Raw genomic sequence first — 15259 nt, 5'->3', positions numbered from 1 at the left:
TGGCGGGTCACTCGGCCGTGCCGGCGGCGGTGCGGGCCTCGATGACCCGGTAGCCGCTGAAGCCGAGCGGAGCGCCGATGCCTGTCAGCTCCAGACCGGCGGCCCGGAGGAGTCCGATGAACTCCGTCTCGGTGCGCTCCCGGCCGTGGGTCAGCACCATCAGGTTCAGGTCACTGACGGTGAGGAAGGGGTCTGTCGTGGTGTCCACGACGGGGGGTGCGACGACTTCGACGATCAGCACCCTGGCCGAATCCGACATGACCCGGCGGCAGTTTCCGAGCAGCTTCACGCACCGCTCGTCGTCCCAGTCGTGCAGGACACTCTTGATCACATAGCGGTCGCCGCCGTCGGGCACGGAAGCGAAGAAGTCCTGGGCCGCGATGTCGCAGCGGTCCGCGACTCCGGCTGCGGTGAGGGTGTCCGGGGCTCCGGCCACGCCCACGGGGGTGTCGACCAGGATGCCGCGCAGGTGGGGATGGCACCCGAGGATCCCGGCGAGGAGGGTGCCGTTTCCGCCACCGAGGTCCACGACGGTCCCGACGTCCGCGAAGTCGTACGACTGCGCGAGCGCCTGGGCCTCCGCGCCGCTGCTGACCGCCATCGCGGCGTGGAACTCCGCGCCCAGCTCCGGGTCGGCCGCGAAGAGGTCGAACACGGAACCTGCGGTGACCGTCTCCACGGACGGCCGCCCGGTGCGCACGCAGTCCGTCAGCCGCCCCCAGGAGGCCCACAGGGCCTCGTGGAAGTAGGGCATCAGCATCGGGCGGACGGAACCCGCGACGTCCGAACGGAGCAGTTCTCCCGCCGGAGCCAGCCGGAAGCCTTCACCGTCGTGCGCTTCCAGCACCCCGATCGAGGCCAGTCCGCGCAGCAGGCGGCGGAGCGTGGGGGCGTGGGTTTCGGTCCGCGCCGCCAGCTCCTCGGCGGTCGTGGTCCGGCCCGTCATCAGGTCGGGGAGCCGCAGCCGGACGGCGGCATGGATCATCTGTGCGGGGACGAAACCGAAGGCGAGGCGGTAGAGGTTGGCTGCCGCCATCGGGTCGATCATGGTCACGTGCCACTCGTTTCGGGACGAACGGGATCGAAGGAGACAGGGAGTGCGGTCAGCCCGCACAGAATGCTGATCCGGCGCCAGCGCAGCTCGTCGGGTCGTGCCGCGAGCGCGAGGCCGGAGAGTCTGCCGAGCAGCGCTCCGAGCGCCGTCGCCGCGAGCATGCGGGCGAGCGGCGCCCCGAGGCAGTAGTGGATGCCGTGCCCGAACGCCAGGTGCGGATGGGGTTCGCGCCGGATGTCCAGGGTGTCGGAGTCCTGGAACGCCTTGGGGTCCCGGTTGGCCAGCGACAGGCCGATGTTGACGACGGAACCTCGTGGGATCAGGGTCTCACCGATGCGCACGTCGTCCACCGCGACGCGCAGCGAGGACTGGCCCGCGGATCCCTCGTACCGCAGCAGTTCCTCCACGGCGGACGGCAGCAGGGACGGGTCGTCGCGCAGGAGTCGCAACTGGTCCGGGTGGAGCAGCAGGGTCAGCAGGCCGTTCCCGATGAGGTTGGTCGTCGTCTCGTGTCCGGCGACCAGCAACAGCACGGCGAGTCCGATGAGTTCGTCGTCGGTGAGGACGCTCTGCCGCTCCTGCGCCACGACGAGGGCGCTGAGCAGATCGGGCTGCTCGTCCGGGGCCAGACCGGGCCGTACGACGGCCCGCTTGGCCGCGACGAGCCGGGTGAAGTACGCGCGTAGCCGGCGTGAGCGCTCCTCGCGGGTGCGCGGGCCCGCGGTGGTGGAGAGGGTGCGCGCCGCCCAGGTGCGAAAGGCCTCCCGGTCCTGGGTGGGCACCCCGAGCAGTTCGCAGATGACCAGCACCGGCAGCGGGAAGGCGAGGTCGGCGATCAGGTCCGCGCGTCCGGTGGGCGCGATCGCGTCGAGGAGATCGTCGGTGACCGCCGCGGCCCGTGGGGTCAGGGCCTCGATCCGGCGCCGGGTGAAGCCGTGGGAGACGAGCTTGCGCAGCCGTGTGTGGTGCGGCGGGTCGTTGTTCGCCATCGGTGAGTACGCGTTGTCCATGTCCACCGCGTGGCCGAGGCGCCGCGGATCGTTGGAGAGCGAGGGCTCACGCAGTGCTTGGCGCGCCTCGGCGTACCGGGAGATCAGCCAGTACGTGAAACCGCTCTCCTCCCGAACGAGGCGAACCGGCGCCTCCCGGCGCATCCGCTGGTGGACCGCGTCCGGTTCGGTGAGCAGCCGGTACGGGCTGAAGCCGAGCAATGGATCCAGATCCGGCTGAGTGTGCATCTTTTCCCCCTGAGCCGACCGACCGGATCACCTTCGCACCGTGGCCGGGTGGTGTCGTCCGTCCGTGGACCGGATTTGCTCCTCAGACTGGGGTCTGAGCCTCCGGGCGGCTCTCCACCGCTCGTCACAGGGGAGTTGGCGGCCAGGCTCGGATCTCCCTGGATCTTTGCGGGGCGTTGTCAGTAGTCTGCCTGGAGGGCGAATGGTCCAGACCATACGTGACGACCGCTTCCATATGCCCGATTCGCACATCATGCACGCATGGGGGTTTCACAGCATGACGAACAAAACCGGGGCCGACTGTATACGGGTACTCATCTGCGACCCACGACATCTGATGCGAGCGGGAATGGTCAGCGTCCTGGATGGCGAACCGGACATCACGGTGGTCGGCGAGGCCGTCGACGGCCGGGAGATGCTCACAGGGGTACGGGATCTGCGGCCCCATGTCGTCCTCATCAACCACGACGCCGACGCCGCGGCCGGCATCGCCATGGCGAGGAGCCTGCGCCGGATCTCCGCGGACACCGCGCCCGGCGTCCTCATGCTCAGCTCCCGAACGGAGCAGGCGGAGCTGCTGTCGGCCCTGAAGGGCGGGGTGCGCGGGCTGCTGCCCGGCAACTGCGACCCCCAGACGCTTCCGGCCGCCATCCGCGACGTCGCCGAGGGCGCGATGGTGCTGAAATCGCCGGGCGCCGTGCAGCTGGTCAGCAGGCTGGTCAGCCGTTCGCCCGAGGCCGCCTCCGCCGACTCCGCCCAGCTCTCGCTGCTCACCAAGAGAGAGCGTGACGTGCTGGCGCTCGTCGCGAACGGCCACTCCAACCTGGTGATCGCCAAGATCCTGTCGCTCAGCGAGGCGACGATCAAATCCCACCTCTACCACCTGTGCCAGAAGCTCGGTCTACGCGACCGCACCCAGGCGGTGATCCTCGCGTATGAGACGGGGCTGGTCAGGCCCTGCGCGGCGTGAACGCGTGAGCCGGAAGGGTGGTTCCGGCACCGGTTCGCCCCGCCGGGCCCCCCTCGCTCATCCCACGGCCGGCAGCATCCGGGCGTCGGCATGGCTCACCGCCACCGACAGGAACGCGCCGGCCGACGCCGGATCACGCGCGATCCACCGGGTGAACTCCAGGCGCTCCTCGGGCACTTCGAGCCGCGCCATGTCGAGCGCCGTCCGGTACCGCGGGTCCATCAGCAGGCGGTGCTCCGTGGCATAGCGGTCCAGCGCCACGCCCAGCTCCCGGTCGTCGTGCAGACCGTCGCCGACCGACTCGGCCAGCAGCGCGGCCTGTTCGAAGGCGTCGCTGATCCCGGTGCCGGTGATGGAGTCCTTGTGGCATCCGGCGTCTCCCACGAGCACCCAGCCCGGTCCCGTCACCGTGCGGACGTGGTTGAGCTGACTGCCGGTGCCCCGCAACCGCTCGACGCGGCGCGCCGACAGGGCACGCTCGGCCAGCTCGGGGGCGGTGGTCCGGATGGCGTCCAGATACGCGCGGCCAGCGTCGCGTCGTACGTGCGCGAACTCCTCCTGGGGGAAGTAGGCGGCCACGAGCGTGAGTTCGTCGTGTGTGCCGACCACGCCGATCAGCCGTCCCGTCCGCTCGTACACCTCGAACTGCGCGGGCAGCCCTTCCCAGTAGCCGTAGTACACACAGGTGCGCGGAGCGTCCTCCCGCTCCACCGGGGCCCCGCACAAGCCTGCCAGCGTCGAGCGCATCCCGTCCGCGCCCACCACCAGCCGGGCCCGCACCTCGGCCGGTCCGGCCCGGCCGGTCCGGCAGCGCACTCCGGTCACCCGCCCGTCCTCGGTCAGTACGCCGGTGACGGCGCAACCCTGGCGGAAGGCGGCCCCGGCTTCGACCGCCGCGTCGATCAGCAGGCTGTCCAGTACGTACCGGCGCGGCGCGTACGCCGCGTCGATCCCCTCCTCCGCGGGTACCGGACCGGAGAGCCGCACGTCCTGGAGCGTGTAGGAGATCCGGCGCACCGGCGGGCAGCCGGTCGCCGTCAGCCGCTCCAGCAGTCCCCACCGCCTCAGCAGACGCAGTCCCGGCCGGTGGATGTGCTGGGTGGAGAGCGTGTCGCTGGGAAAGGTCGCGCGGTCGAGCAGCAGAACCCGGTAACCGGCGCGCGCGAACAACATCGCGGTCGCGGCGCCGGCGCTGCGTGCGCCGACGACCACCACGTCGTAGGTCTCCATCAGTCGGTGCACCCTTCTGCCCGTCGGGCCTTCCTCGGGACGGTCATACGCCGGCTCCCAGCGGCAGTTGCGGATCCGTCCGGTCCGGTGACCGCGGTCCCACGGTGACCAGCACCAGCGGCTGGAGCGGCCCCTCGGCGAGGCCGAGAGCGGACCGCACGCCCTCCGGGTCGAAGTCGCAGTGGACATGGCTCTCCAGACCGGCGGCGGCCGCGGCCAGCGCGACGCGCTGGGCCAGCGCGCCCGCCGCGATGTTCTGGGCGCGGTACCAGCGGTCGCCGAAGGTCTCGACGCCGGTCCGCAGGTCGCCGCAGGGCGCGAGGACCGCGGTGGCGGTGCGGCACTCGTCGGCCAGCATGGGACTCTTGCTGGCGCCGATCACGGCCGCCACGGCGTCCGACCCCCGGGTGGCGACCAGCGCGTGACCGGCCGGGTCGTACAGGTGCGCGCCGGTCTCCACCCCGGGAACCCGCTGGACGACTCCGGCCAGCCGGACCGTCCGGCCGACGGGGGTGTCGGCGGTGACCGCTTCCGCGGCAGCGGCGAGCACAGCGCCGAGCGTCCGCTGCTGGACCTCGCCGGGACGGTAGCCGTAGACGGTACGCCGGCCGGCGAAGCCGTCCACCACGTCGAGCGCGGCCGCGGGCAGCACGTGCCGGGAGGCGCCCGGAGGCGGTGTCCAGGCCGGGACGGGCCGGGACAGGCCCGGAGCGGCGGCGCGGATGGCGGCGTGCAGGGCTGCCACCTCCCCCAGGGCGGGCACCCCGGTGACGGACACCGGTCCGGGCCGGGCGGCGGGTACCTCGCCACGCCACCGCCCGGTCGGCGCGGCGGCCGACGGCGGGCCGTCCGGCCGGTGCGGCGCGGGCACGTCCGGCCGGTGCAGGGTGAGCACCGCGAACACGCTCTCGGCGAAGGGGGTGAGACCGAGTATCTCGTCCAGCGTCGCGTCGTCGTAGCGCAGATGGACGGTCGCCGACAGTCCGGTCGCCGCAGCAGCGGCCGCCGCCTGCGCGGTCACCACGCCGACGTCGAGGCTCTGCAGGCGGTAGCCGAACACGCCGTACTTGGCCGCGTTGCGCCACAGCACGCTGCTGAGCAGCAGGACGAACTCCGGTAGCTCGTCGGGCGGTTCGGCGAGCGACGACGTCAGCAGGTCGCGTCCGTCGCCCTCACGCAGCCATTCCAGCGCGTGGTGCACGGGGTCGTAGTGGGAAAGCCCGGCCGGCAGCCCGGCACCCCCCGGGGTGGCGGCATACACCTCCACGGGATAGCGGGACCCGGAGGACGCCCCCGTGCGGCCGGGGGACAGCAGCACCCCGCGGTCGCGGCGCACGGCGGAGGTTCCGAGACCGAGCGGCATGATGCCGCTCATCCAGCGCATCCTCGTCAGGCCGTTGGTCTGACGCAGCAGCCACGACAGGCGCCGGGCCGGATCGTCGTCCCGTGGGCCGGCACAGGCCGGCAGCGGCTGGCGGGCCGCCGACGGATAGCGCTTGTGGACCGGCGGGAGGGTGAGGGGGTCGGCGGCGGGCAGCGCGTCCGGCGGCTGATGGCCGGAGGCGAGATAGGCCAGTGCCGCCGAACCGAGGGTGGGGGCGTGGGTGGTCATGCGGCTGGTACCGCCTTCCGAGCCGAGGAGCCGCCGTGCGTCTGGGGAAGGTGCTCCGGGACGGGCATCAGGTAGCGTTCGTCGGCACCGGGTGTGCCGAGGGCGATCTGGAAGACCGGTTCGTGTCCCGGAGGAAGGCGCAGGGCGTCCGCGACTGCCCTCGCCGTGTAGCCGTTGTGGACGCGCGCGGCAAGTCCCGCCACGGTGCTCAGCACGCACAGGCGCTGTGCGACGACTCCCGCCTCGTGGTGCAGCACTCTGAATCCCCGGTCGCCGAAGGCGGCCTGGGCCTGCTCTCGGGGCACCGACAGGAAGACCACGGCGTTCACCGTGCGGTAGTGGATGTTGGGCGCCGCCAGGCCGAGGTCCGCGATCCGGACGGAGCCCAGATGACGCAGCCCGTGCTCGGTCATCTCGTACAGACCGTCCTCGGCTCCGGTGACGTCGACCGCCCACACGTGCGCCCTGACGGGCGGCGCGGAGCCGTCCGGCACGGCGTCGGACACGAACGGCGCGAGGGCGGCCCCGACGGCCCCGAGCACCGCATCCAGCGGGACGGGCCGCCGCTCGGGGTGGAACACCGGGGCGCCGGAGGTACGCCTGCGCAGGCAGTCGGCGAGTTCCCCGGCCACCGCGGCCCCGCCGGCCGCCCTCGGGACGGGGGACACGGCGTGGGGCAGCCGGGCGAAGGCCGCCGTGCCGGTGAGGCGGGCGGCGGTGTCCACGGCGACCAGGTCGCCGAGAGACCGGACGGCGGTGACAGGAGGTGCGGGGCGGCCGGTCACCGGACCGATCGCGGCGGACAGCGCCGCCTCGGTGTGCGGAGCCGGGGAGCGCAGGATCGGCCGGCCGTCGTCTTCGCGCCCCGGGTAGAGGGCGAGCACGGCGGCGATGCTCTCGTCAGGACGCGCGACGCCCGTCAGCCGCTCCAGCGGCCCGTCGAGGAACTGGTGGTGCAGATGTCCTTGTGCGCCGAGAGCGCCCGCGACCATCAGCGCGTTGCCGGCCACCAGCCCCGACTCCTGTGCGCACAGGCGATAGGCGTAGGCGCCGTAGCGGAAGGCGGTGCGCCAGAAGACCGTGGACAGCAGCAGCACCCCGACGGCGTCGGCGATGTCCGCGCCGAGCGCCGCGCCGAGCAGGGCACCGAAGTCGCCCGCCCGCAGCAGTACCAGGGTGTGGTGCGCTGGGTCGTAGGCGTAGACACCCGCGGGGACTTCGTCGTGCCCGGGAGTCCACAGATAGGTCTCCACCGGCGCGAAGCACCGGGCGGAGGGAACGGCCCGGTGGTAGGGCCAGCGGGCCGTCGGTCCGAACTCCGTCCGGAACACCCCGCACGAGTAGTGGAGCAGCGCCGAGTAGAAGGCGGCGCTCGGCGCGGGCACCGGCGGCGGGCCGCCCGTCCCGGGCCCGGCGTGCCACGGGCCGAGGCACCGGCCGAGCGCGCCGAGCGCGCGGGGCGGTGGAGGCAGCGGGTACCGGGGCAGGTCGCCGAAGCGCGTGAACCTCTCCGGATCCGCCGGTCGGCCCTCCCGGCCGCCCGGTCCTTGCCGGATCATGGCGGCGTAGTCGTGCAGCGACCGGTGCCAGTACCGTGCGCCGGGCGACTCGGTGGGCCGGGTCGGCCGAGTGGGCCGTTCGATGGCGGTCATCCGCTCTGTCCTCGGGTGTCTCTCACGGGAAGGGGTGGGGGTGAGGGTTGACGTCCTCCGGTGTCAGCTCCCGGTCGCGGTAGCCCAGTTCGTACGGGACGCGCAGCAGCCGGGGCAGGCCGTCGACCCGCCGGTTCTGGTGTCCGAAGGTCATCGGCAGGGTGCCGGGGACCATGACCTTCACGCAGGCGAAGCCGCCCGCCCGGTGTTCCGGCGTCGTCTGGTCCACGACCACGACGTCCATGCCCCGGTCCAGGTAGCGACGGAGCATCTCCTGGAGGTCCGCCCGCAGATCGGTGTACGCGGGCCACCGCCACTGCTCCTCGAAACTCGCGAACGGCCGTGCCTCGCGCTCCGACAGCAGGAAGTCGAACCGGTCGAACGCGTCCGGGTGGCTGTAGAGCACGGAGTGGTCGCCCATCACCTTCACCAGGGACGGGTCGCGCACCATGCGCGCGGCGCGCTCCCGTTCCGCGGCGTCGTAGATCTTGGCGTGCTCCAGCAGGTGCGCCATTTCGTGCAGGACGTTGACCACGGCTCTCTCGGCCAGCAGCGCGGAGCCGCCCGCGCACAGCACGCGCGGCCGGTCCGGGTCGCCGAGGGCGTCGAGGCCCACCGCCCAGAAGCACGGGACGCCCTGCTCAAGGGTGGCCGAGTACAACTGGATCTCGTACCCGGTCCGATGGCGCAGATGCTCGATCATCATGGGGATGGAGCGGTCCCGTGCGGAGCCCGGGTCGACGCGCGGGATCGGCATCCGCCCGTACCAGGTCATCAGGAAGGCGTCCCGCTCGGCGACCTCCAGCAGGCCGCACAGGATGGCCTCCTCGAGGCAGCCGCCCATGGCGCAGCCGTTGGAGATCTCGTAGACGAAGCGCGGATCGTCGTGGCTGTGCGCGGCGTAGTAGGCGTACCGCTCGGGCACGAGCACAGGCTCGGCGCGGGCGAAGGAGTACCCCCACACCCAGGGCATCACCAGGTCCTCGTGGTAGCGGAGGTAGGGGAACCCGGGCAGGTCGTGCCGGTCGTCGGGATAGAGGCCGAAAGCGCGCGGGTCCACCGCCCGCTCCCCCAGTTCGCGCCGGCTCGCCGTGACCGTGGTGCGCCGGCCTCGGGGCTGCTCCCCGCCGAACCGTTCCAGCGCTTCGAGCACGGCGGTGAGCCGGGAGGTGCGGTAGTCGGTCGTGCGGCCCCAGCCGTGCTGGGAGCTGTTGCCCCGCAGGGAGCTGAGCGGCGCCACCGCGCGGGGCAGCGGTCCGCCGCGCTCGTCGTCCACGGAGGGGACGACACCGGCGACGCCGTCCACATAGATGTCGTACAACTCCTGCTCGCGCGCCACCACGTTCTGCACCCGGAAGACGTCGGGTGCGGGCTTCGGGCGGGACAGCGGGGTGATACGCGCCGCCTCGGGACCGTCCGGCGGGAGACCTCCGCAGTCCTCGCAGAGCGAGCAGGGCAGGTAGCGGTGGGCACCGACGGCGAGCGAGGCGAGGTCGACGCGGAGGAACCGGTCACCCGGGCGGCGGCCGGTGGCGGTGCCCGCGCGGTCGGCGGCGTCCTGCGGCAGGGCCCTGCCGGACAGGGTCGCCTCCAGCAGGGCCACCGCGAGCCCGGCCGCCACGGCCGCCGCCGCTCGCGTCCGCAGCGGCGAGGGCTGCGCGGCCATGGCGGCGCCGTGGCGGGCGCGCAGGGTCTCGTGGTGCTGCGCCTGGTCACGGGCGAGGCGGCGGCGCCAGTCGGCGCAGGTCGGGCAGGCGTCACCCGGGCTGGTGACGACAGGCCCGACATAGATGGCGTCCGCGTCGGTGTGGAGCGGGATCCAGGGAATGCCCGCCACCTCCGCGGCCTTGCGCGCCCCGGCGTGGCGGGCGGTGTCGGGGGTTTCCGAGGGCACCAGGATCGCCGCGCAGGTACCGAGGGTGTCGGCAAGCGCGTCGGGTTCCGGGCGGACGAGCCGGAAGGAGCGGGCGACGGCGGCTTCCGTGGCCCGGTCGAGCAGCCCTCCGTCGCCGAGCACGGCGATCGGACGGGCCGGGGCGGCAGGCGTGGTCTCAGGCATCGAGGAGCACCACCCGGACCACGTGAGGCAGCACGGCGTGGACGGCCGGATCCTGGTCGAGCGGCACCACGACGGGTTCGAGGCCGTCGGCGCGCAGCGCCTCGACGAACGGACGGTGCCGTGTGGAGTCGGCGAGGTCCGCGGTCCACAGGGAGACCATGGCCGAGGGAGCGTACTCGGTCTGGCCGTGGGCCTCGGCCTGGTAGGCCAGCAGGAGCCGGCCGAGGCCCGCTTCGGCGGCCTCCGCGGGAGTGAAGCCGACGCCGCGCTCGACCAGGCCGTGTCCGCCGCCGAGGTCTCCGTCGAGGCGGCAGGCGTAGGCGCTCACCCCGGCCGGGGCCGGGAGCGCGTGCATCGACAGGTCAGCGCCGGTGGCCAGGAGCAGCTCACGGTACCGGCCCCCCGCGGGGGTCGGTTCGAGGCCGTCGGCTGCCGGCCGGTCGCCGTCCGCGGGCAGCCTGCGCAGGCAGTGGTCGAGCAGTGCCCGCTCCACGGCGGCGGCCCACGTCGGCCCGGCGGCCGTGCCGACGGGGAGGCCGGTGCCGGCCTGTCCGAAGGCCGTGTCCGCCGGTACGTCTCTCGGGGTGCCGTCCGCGAGCGCGAACCCGGTCACCGGACCTCCGCCGCGCGCCGGCCGGAGCGCGGCGGAGCGGACGGCGTACGCGGCGAGCGCGTGGCGGAGTGCGGCGTCCTGGGTCTGCGCGAAGTCGGCTCCCGCACCCCACACGGGGAAGGACTCTCCGGGACGGCCGGGATCGGCGACCGCGACCCGTACGACCCGCAGCGGGAACTGCTCGTAGTGCTCTTCGGACGCCCGGCCCAGCACACCGAGCCGTTCGTCGGTCAACGCGCCCACGCGTTCGGCCAGTTCCTCGGCGACCACGGCGGGCGCGTCGGCGAGTTCGCGAACCGTGCGGGCCGGTGTGGCCGGCGGGTGCGGGACGAGCGTGTGGACGGACGTCTGGAGCGTCTCCAGGTCGATGCGTACGGCACCGGCCTGCGGCGTCTCCGCCTCGTCGTGTCCGGTGACGCCGGTGACATGCTCGAACGCGCGGAAGACGAGGTGGTTGGCGACGATGCCGGGGACGGGCCCGGTGAGGAAACCGCTCCGTGCCGCAGCGTCCTGCCGCGGCCGGCCCAGCCTCTGCCACAGGCTCTCCCAGCGCGTCGTCCGGTGATCGGCCGGGCAGACGGGGCCGACCCACGCCTCGTCACCGAGGATGGTCACCGGGATCAGGGTCCGGCCGAGTTCCGCACAGGCCAGGTCGATCGCCCCCAGGCAGCCGGGATCCGTGCGGTCGGCCGCGTACAGCACCAGGTCGGCGGCCTCGACGGCGCGGTGCAGCGCCGCCGTGTCGGTCACGTCCATGGATCCGATGGCCAGGCTCCGCTCCAGGTCACCGCGCCGAACGTCGTCGGCGAGTTCGTCCAGACGTGCCCGCACGGCGGGTTCCTCCGTCGGCACGTCGCCCGCGAAACGTGCCGAGACGCGGGCCACGCCCGAGCGCAGGGCACCGTCCACCGTGGCGGAGAGCACCGGGCCGGATCCCAGGACCAGCAGCCGCGTGCGGCGGTACCGCTGGAAGCGCAGCGCCGGCGAGGTGCGGAACGTCTCGATGAACGCGATCTCGGCGGCGTACTCCGCCAGTTCCCGTTCCGACAGGGAGTGGTCCGCGTCCTGGCTCACGTCGCGGACCAGACCGGCGTCGTGCAGCGCGCCGACGAGCCGCTCGACCATCTGACGCGTCGTGGGTTTCAGGCCCGAGGTGAGGTCGCCGACGCTGTGTCTGCCGTCGAGGTGCGGCGACAGCTTCTCCAGCCACGCGTAGGTCGAGGCGCCCTGGAAGGTGACGATGTCACTGCCCTTGGTCAGCAGGACACCGTCCCCTTCCGGGGTCGGGGTGAAGAAGACGCCGGTTCTCATCCGCGGACGCATGGCCGCGATGGTGCTCTGCATGGTGGAGGACTCCGCGTTCGGCTGGCCGGGCATTGCCGCCCGGGCGAGTCATGAGGTCGATCGTGTCAGGTGGCCCCGCACCTTTTCGTCCGTCGGGAGTCTGCATTCCCGACTCCGCCGGAGGGACGCGCAAGGACCCCGTCTCCCACTGGCGTGGGGCCCGAATCTCAGAACCGCTGATGGTGTCCGGTCAGTTCCTCCAGCACCGGGACGAGGTCCGCGGGTCCCGGAAGCCGGGCGAGTTCCTCGCGCCACGCGGTGGCCGCCTCCTGGAAGGACGGGTTCCGCAGCAGCTCCGCCAGTGCCGCGCGAAGCGACCGCGGACTGAACTCGCGCCGGTCGAGGACGACTCCGGCACCGTTGCGGACCAGATGTGCGGCCGCCGCGTCCTCGTCCCAGGACGGCACCGGCACGATCAGCTGGGGGACGCCTGCCGCGGCGGACGGCGCCAACGTCTCGGCGGCGCCGTGGTGGACGACGGCGGCGCATCCCGGAAGCAGCTGCGGCAGGGGGATCCGCTCCAGTACGCGTACGCGTTCGGGCAGGCGGGACTCGGCAGAGCCGGGGTCGACCGCGGCGACCAGCTCCACGTCCAGGCCGGCGAGGGAGTCCAGCACGTCCGCGATACCCGTTCCGTTCTCCCGCAGCAGCAGCCGACCCGGCTCGCCGGCTCCCAGCGTCACACAGACCCGTGGCCGCGACGGCCTGCCGTGCAGCCACTCCGGCACGGCCTGGCCCCCGCCGTACGGCACCCAGCGCACGCTCTCGTAGCGGACCGCCGGTACGGGCAGTCGCATACCGGGCGGCATCGGGTCCACCGTCCACTGGCCGAGGACGAGTTCCTCCTCGAAGGTCAGTCCGTACGGTTCGAGGATCTGCTGCATCGTCTCCTCCAGCGGCTCCGGCCAGCCGCCGTCGGGGGCCTGATGCCGGTACCGCACGGAACGCCCGTACAGCCAGGCGATGTTGTCCCGGCCCCACAGCAGCCGGGCGTGGGCGGCGCCGCTGACCCGGGCGGCGACGGCGGCCGGCAGACAGAAGGGGTCCCACAGGACCAGGTCGGGACGCCAGCGCACGGCGACACCGGTGAGCTCCTCGAGCAGCGGCCGCAGCGCCGGGAACACCCGGGTCGTCCGGAACCACTTCGCACCCCAGTCGTCGCAGTCCCCCGGACCGATGTCCAGACCGCCTCCGGCGAGGCCGGACAGCACCGGGTTGCGGGCGAAGTCGGTGAGCGCGGCGAGGTCTTCGCCCCGCCCCACGGGGACGGCCGCGAGTCCCGCCCCGGTCACCACGCGGGCCGTGTCCGGGTGGGTGGCGATACGGACCTCGTGGCCCGCGTTCCGGAGCGCCCAGGCGAGCGGGACCACGGGGAAGACGTGTGCCGCGACGGGAAAGACGGCGAACAGGACACGCACGGATTACTTCCTCAGAGAACTTGTCGGACGGTGATCGGTGGGCCGCGGGCGCACGGCTCGCCGGCGGTACCAGTCGACGGTGTCCGCGAGGCCCGGTGCGAAGGGAACGAGGGGCCGGTATCCCAGGCGCCGCAGCTTGCCGTCGTCGACGCAGTAGCGGCGGTCGTGGCCCTTGCGGTCGGCGACCGGGCGTACCGCGCTCCAGTCGGCACCGCAGGCGTCCAGCAGCAGCCCGGTCAGTTCCGCGTTGGTCAGCTGGGTGCCGCCTCCCACGTTGTAGACCTCGGCGGGCGCCCCGCGTTCGAGGACGAGCCGGATGGCCCGGCAGTGGTCGAGGACGTGCAGCCAGTCGCGGACGTTGCCCCCGTCGCCGTACAGCGGCACCGGCTCACCGGCCAGCAGCAGCGTGACGAAGCGAGGGATCAGCTTCTCGGGATGCTGGCCGGGGCCGTAGTTGTTGCTGCACCGGGTGACCCGCACGTCGAGCCCGTGGGTGTGGGCGTAGCTGAGGGCCAGCAGATCGGCGGAGGCCTTCGTGGCAGCGTACGGGGAGCGGGGCCGGACCGGGTCCTCCTCGGTCCAGGAGCCCTCCTCGATGGAGCCGTACACCTCGTCGGTCGACACCTGGAGGAAGCACCGGACGCCGGCGTCCAGCGCCGCGTCGAGCAGGACCTGGGTGCCCAGCACGTTGGTGCGCACGAAGGCACCGGCGGCGGCGATGGAGCGGTCCACATGGCTCTCGGCGGCGAAGTTGACCACCACCGACCCGGGCCGCGTCAGCTCGCCCACCAGTGCGGCGTCGGTGATGTCGCCGTGCACGAACCGCAGCCTCGGATGGCCGGCGAGCGGGGCGAGGTTCGCGAGGTCTCCGGCGTAGGTCAGCGCGTCGAGGGCGGTGACCTCGATGTCGGGCGGTCCTTCGGGGCCCAGGAGCTGGCGGACGTAGGCCGAGCCGATGAATCCGGCCGCTCCGGTGACCAGGTGGTGTGTCGTGGTCATGAGGCGATTCGGACTGTGCTGTGGTCGCCGAGGACGAGGCGGTGGGACAGGGGAACCCGGGGCGCGGGAGCCACCTCCGTGTGACAGCCGATGAGCGAGGCGTCGATGCGGCGCACCCCGGTGATGGACGCGTCGTTCAGCACGATGGAGAACTCGATCTCGCTGTCCTCGATCCGGCAGTTCTCGGCTATCGAGGTGGAGGGGCCCACATAGGAGTCGACGACGACAGAGCCGGCGCCGATCAGTGCGGGACCGACGATACGGGAACCGCGCACCACCGCGCCCGCGCACACCCGCACCCTGCCGACGAGTTCGCTGTCGGCGCTGACCGTGCCCTCGACCGCGGGGTCGAGGCTGTCCAGGACGCAGCGGTTGGCCTCGAGCACGTCGGCGACGGTGCCGGTGTCCTTCCAGTATCCGTTGATCACCGTCGGCCTGATGTGCCGGCCCTGGGCGAGCATCAGGCGCAGCGCGTCGGTGATCTCCAGCTCCCCGCGGTCGGAGGGGGTGATGGCCCGGACGGCCTCGTGGACGGCGGGGGTGAACAGGTAGGCGCCGACGATGGCCAGATCGCTCGCGGGCCGCTCGGGCTTCTCCTGGAGGTCCGTGACCCGTCCGGCGGCTGACAGCGTGGCGACGCCGTAGGCGCTGGGGTTCGCGACCCGGGTCAGCAGGAGCTGGACGTCCGGCCGGTGGGCGCGGAACTCGTCGAGCAGCGCCGTGATGCCCCCGACGATGAAGTTGTCGCCGAGATACATCAGGAAGTCGTCGTCGCCGAGGAAGTCGCGGGCGAGCAGGACGGCGTGGGCCAGCCCCAGCGGCCGGGGCTGCGGAAGGTAGGTCACTCGCAGGCCGAAGGCCGATCCGTCGCCGACGGCACGCCGGATCTCCGCGACGGTGTCCCCGACAACCACTGCGACGTCCTTGATCCCGGCGTCGGCGATCGCCTCGAGTCCGTAGAAGAGCACGGGCTTGTTGGCGATGGGCACGAGTTGTTTGGCGGAGGTGTGGGTGATCGGGCGCAGTCGCGTGCCCGCGCCACCCGCCAGCACGAGGGCTTTCACGAGGCT

11 protein-coding genes are annotated in these 15259 nt (G+C 72.8%); 1 reads left to right on the top strand and 10 read right to left on the bottom strand.

All coding sequences use genetic code 11. The features are described 5' to 3' along the window. Positions 1–7: 7 nt before the first annotated feature. Together S1361_RS37455 and S1361_RS37450 are read right to left on the bottom strand one after the other, a co-directional pair. Positions 8–1048 carry a methyltransferase gene (locus S1361_RS37455; protein WP_243769584.1) on the bottom strand — a complete coding sequence of 347 codons (1041 nt, stop codon included), beginning with the start codon at positions 1046–1048 and terminating at the stop codon, positions 8–10. Between the two features lie 2 nt (positions 1049–1050). Continuing rightward, positions 1051–2292 carry a cytochrome P450 family protein gene (locus S1361_RS37450; RefSeq protein WP_208036253.1) on the bottom strand — a complete coding sequence of 414 codons (1242 nt, stop codon included), beginning with the start codon at positions 2290–2292 and terminating at the stop codon, positions 1051–1053. A 202-nt stretch (positions 2293–2494) separates the two neighbouring features. Here S1361_RS37450 and S1361_RS37445 point away from each other — a divergent pair, with 202 nt between their 5' ends. Continuing rightward, complete coding sequence (locus S1361_RS37445) at positions 2495–3262, top strand: LuxR C-terminal-related transcriptional regulator (RefSeq protein WP_341829362.1); 768 nt, start codon at positions 2495–2497, stop codon at positions 3260–3262. Positions 3263–3319: 57 nt separating this feature from the next. Here the strand turns inward: S1361_RS37445 and S1361_RS37440 are convergent, their stop codons facing one another. From S1361_RS37440 to S1361_RS37405, 8 genes are all read right to left on the bottom strand, one after another. Next, a complete protein-coding gene (locus S1361_RS37440) occupies positions 3320–4492 on the bottom strand; it encodes an NAD(P)/FAD-dependent oxidoreductase (protein WP_208036251.1) in 1173 nt (390 codons plus the stop codon). Positions 4493–4535: 43 nt separating this feature from the next. Next, positions 4536–6104: a SagB/ThcOx family dehydrogenase gene (locus S1361_RS37435; RefSeq protein WP_208036250.1), complete on the bottom strand. Its 1569-nt coding sequence runs from the start codon at positions 6102–6104 to the stop codon at positions 4536–4538. Beyond that, positions 6101–7756 (bottom strand): nitroreductase family protein, encoded by a 1656-nt coding sequence (locus S1361_RS37430; RefSeq protein WP_208036249.1) that lies wholly within the window; start codon positions 7754–7756, stop codon positions 6101–6103. The genes S1361_RS37435 and S1361_RS37430 overlap by 4 nt, the downstream gene beginning before the upstream one ends. Positions 7757–7778: 22 nt before the next feature. Then, complete coding sequence (locus S1361_RS37425; protein ID WP_208036248.1) at positions 7779–9815, bottom strand: TOMM precursor leader peptide-binding protein; 2037 nt, start codon at positions 9813–9815, stop codon at positions 7779–7781. Beyond that, a complete protein-coding gene (locus S1361_RS37420; protein ID WP_208036247.1) occupies positions 9808–11772 on the bottom strand; it encodes a hypothetical protein in 1965 nt (654 codons plus the stop codon). The genes S1361_RS37425 and S1361_RS37420 overlap by 8 nt, the downstream gene beginning before the upstream one ends. A 167-nt stretch (positions 11773–11939) precedes the next feature. Further along, positions 11940–13190, bottom strand: a complete 1251-nt coding sequence (locus S1361_RS37415; RefSeq protein ID WP_208036246.1) for a nucleotide disphospho-sugar-binding domain-containing protein — start codon at positions 13188–13190, stop codon at positions 11940–11942. 3 nt (positions 13191–13193) lie between these two features. Continuing rightward, complete coding sequence (rfbB, locus tag S1361_RS37410; protein ID WP_208036245.1) at positions 13194–14189, bottom strand: dTDP-glucose 4,6-dehydratase; 996 nt, start codon at positions 14187–14189, stop codon at positions 13194–13196. Beyond that, a complete protein-coding gene (locus S1361_RS37405; RefSeq protein WP_208036244.1) occupies positions 14186–15253 on the bottom strand; it encodes a glucose-1-phosphate thymidylyltransferase in 1068 nt (355 codons plus the stop codon). Before S1361_RS37405 ends, rfbB begins: the two co-directional genes overlap by 4 nt. Positions 15254–15259 lie beyond the last annotated feature (6 nt).

The sequence above is a fragment of the Streptomyces cyanogenus genome (assembly GCF_017526105.1).
GTDB lineage: Bacteria > Actinomycetota > Actinomycetes > Streptomycetales > Streptomycetaceae > Streptomyces > Streptomyces cyanogenus.
Note: the sequence above shows the minus strand (reverse complement) of the source record. Positions and strands in the feature narration are given on the sequence as shown.

Bases quoted from the DNA above. Each gene is read 5' to 3' on its own strand.
- S1361_RS37455 (WP_243769584.1), bottom strand. From the start codon at position 1,048: ATGATCGACCCGATGGCGGCAGCCAACCTCTACCGCCTCGCCTTCGGT.
- S1361_RS37450 (WP_208036253.1), bottom strand. From the start codon at position 2,292: ATGCACACTCAGCCGGATCTGGATCCATTGCTCGGCTTCAGCCCGTAC.
- S1361_RS37445 (WP_341829362.1), top strand. From the start codon at position 2,495: ATGGTCCAGACCATACGTGACGACCGCTTCCATATGCCCGATTCGCAC.
- S1361_RS37440 (WP_208036251.1), bottom strand. From the start codon at position 4,492: ATGGAGACCTACGACGTGGTGGTCGTCGGCGCACGCAGCGCCGGCGCC.
- S1361_RS37435 (WP_208036250.1), bottom strand. From the start codon at position 6,104: ATGACCACCCACGCCCCCACCCTCGGTTCGGCGGCACTGGCCTATCTC.
- S1361_RS37430 (WP_208036249.1), bottom strand. From the start codon at position 7,756: ATGACCGCCATCGAACGGCCCACTCGGCCGACCCGGCCCACCGAGTCG.
- S1361_RS37425 (WP_208036248.1), bottom strand. From the start codon at position 9,815: ATGCCTGAGACCACGCCTGCCGCCCCGGCCCGTCCGATCGCCGTGCTC.
- S1361_RS37420 (WP_208036247.1), bottom strand. From the start codon at position 11,772: ATGCAGAGCACCATCGCGGCCATGCGTCCGCGGATGAGAACCGGCGTC.
- rfbB (WP_208036245.1), bottom strand. From the start codon at position 14,189: ATGACCACGACACACCACCTGGTCACCGGAGCGGCCGGATTCATCGGC.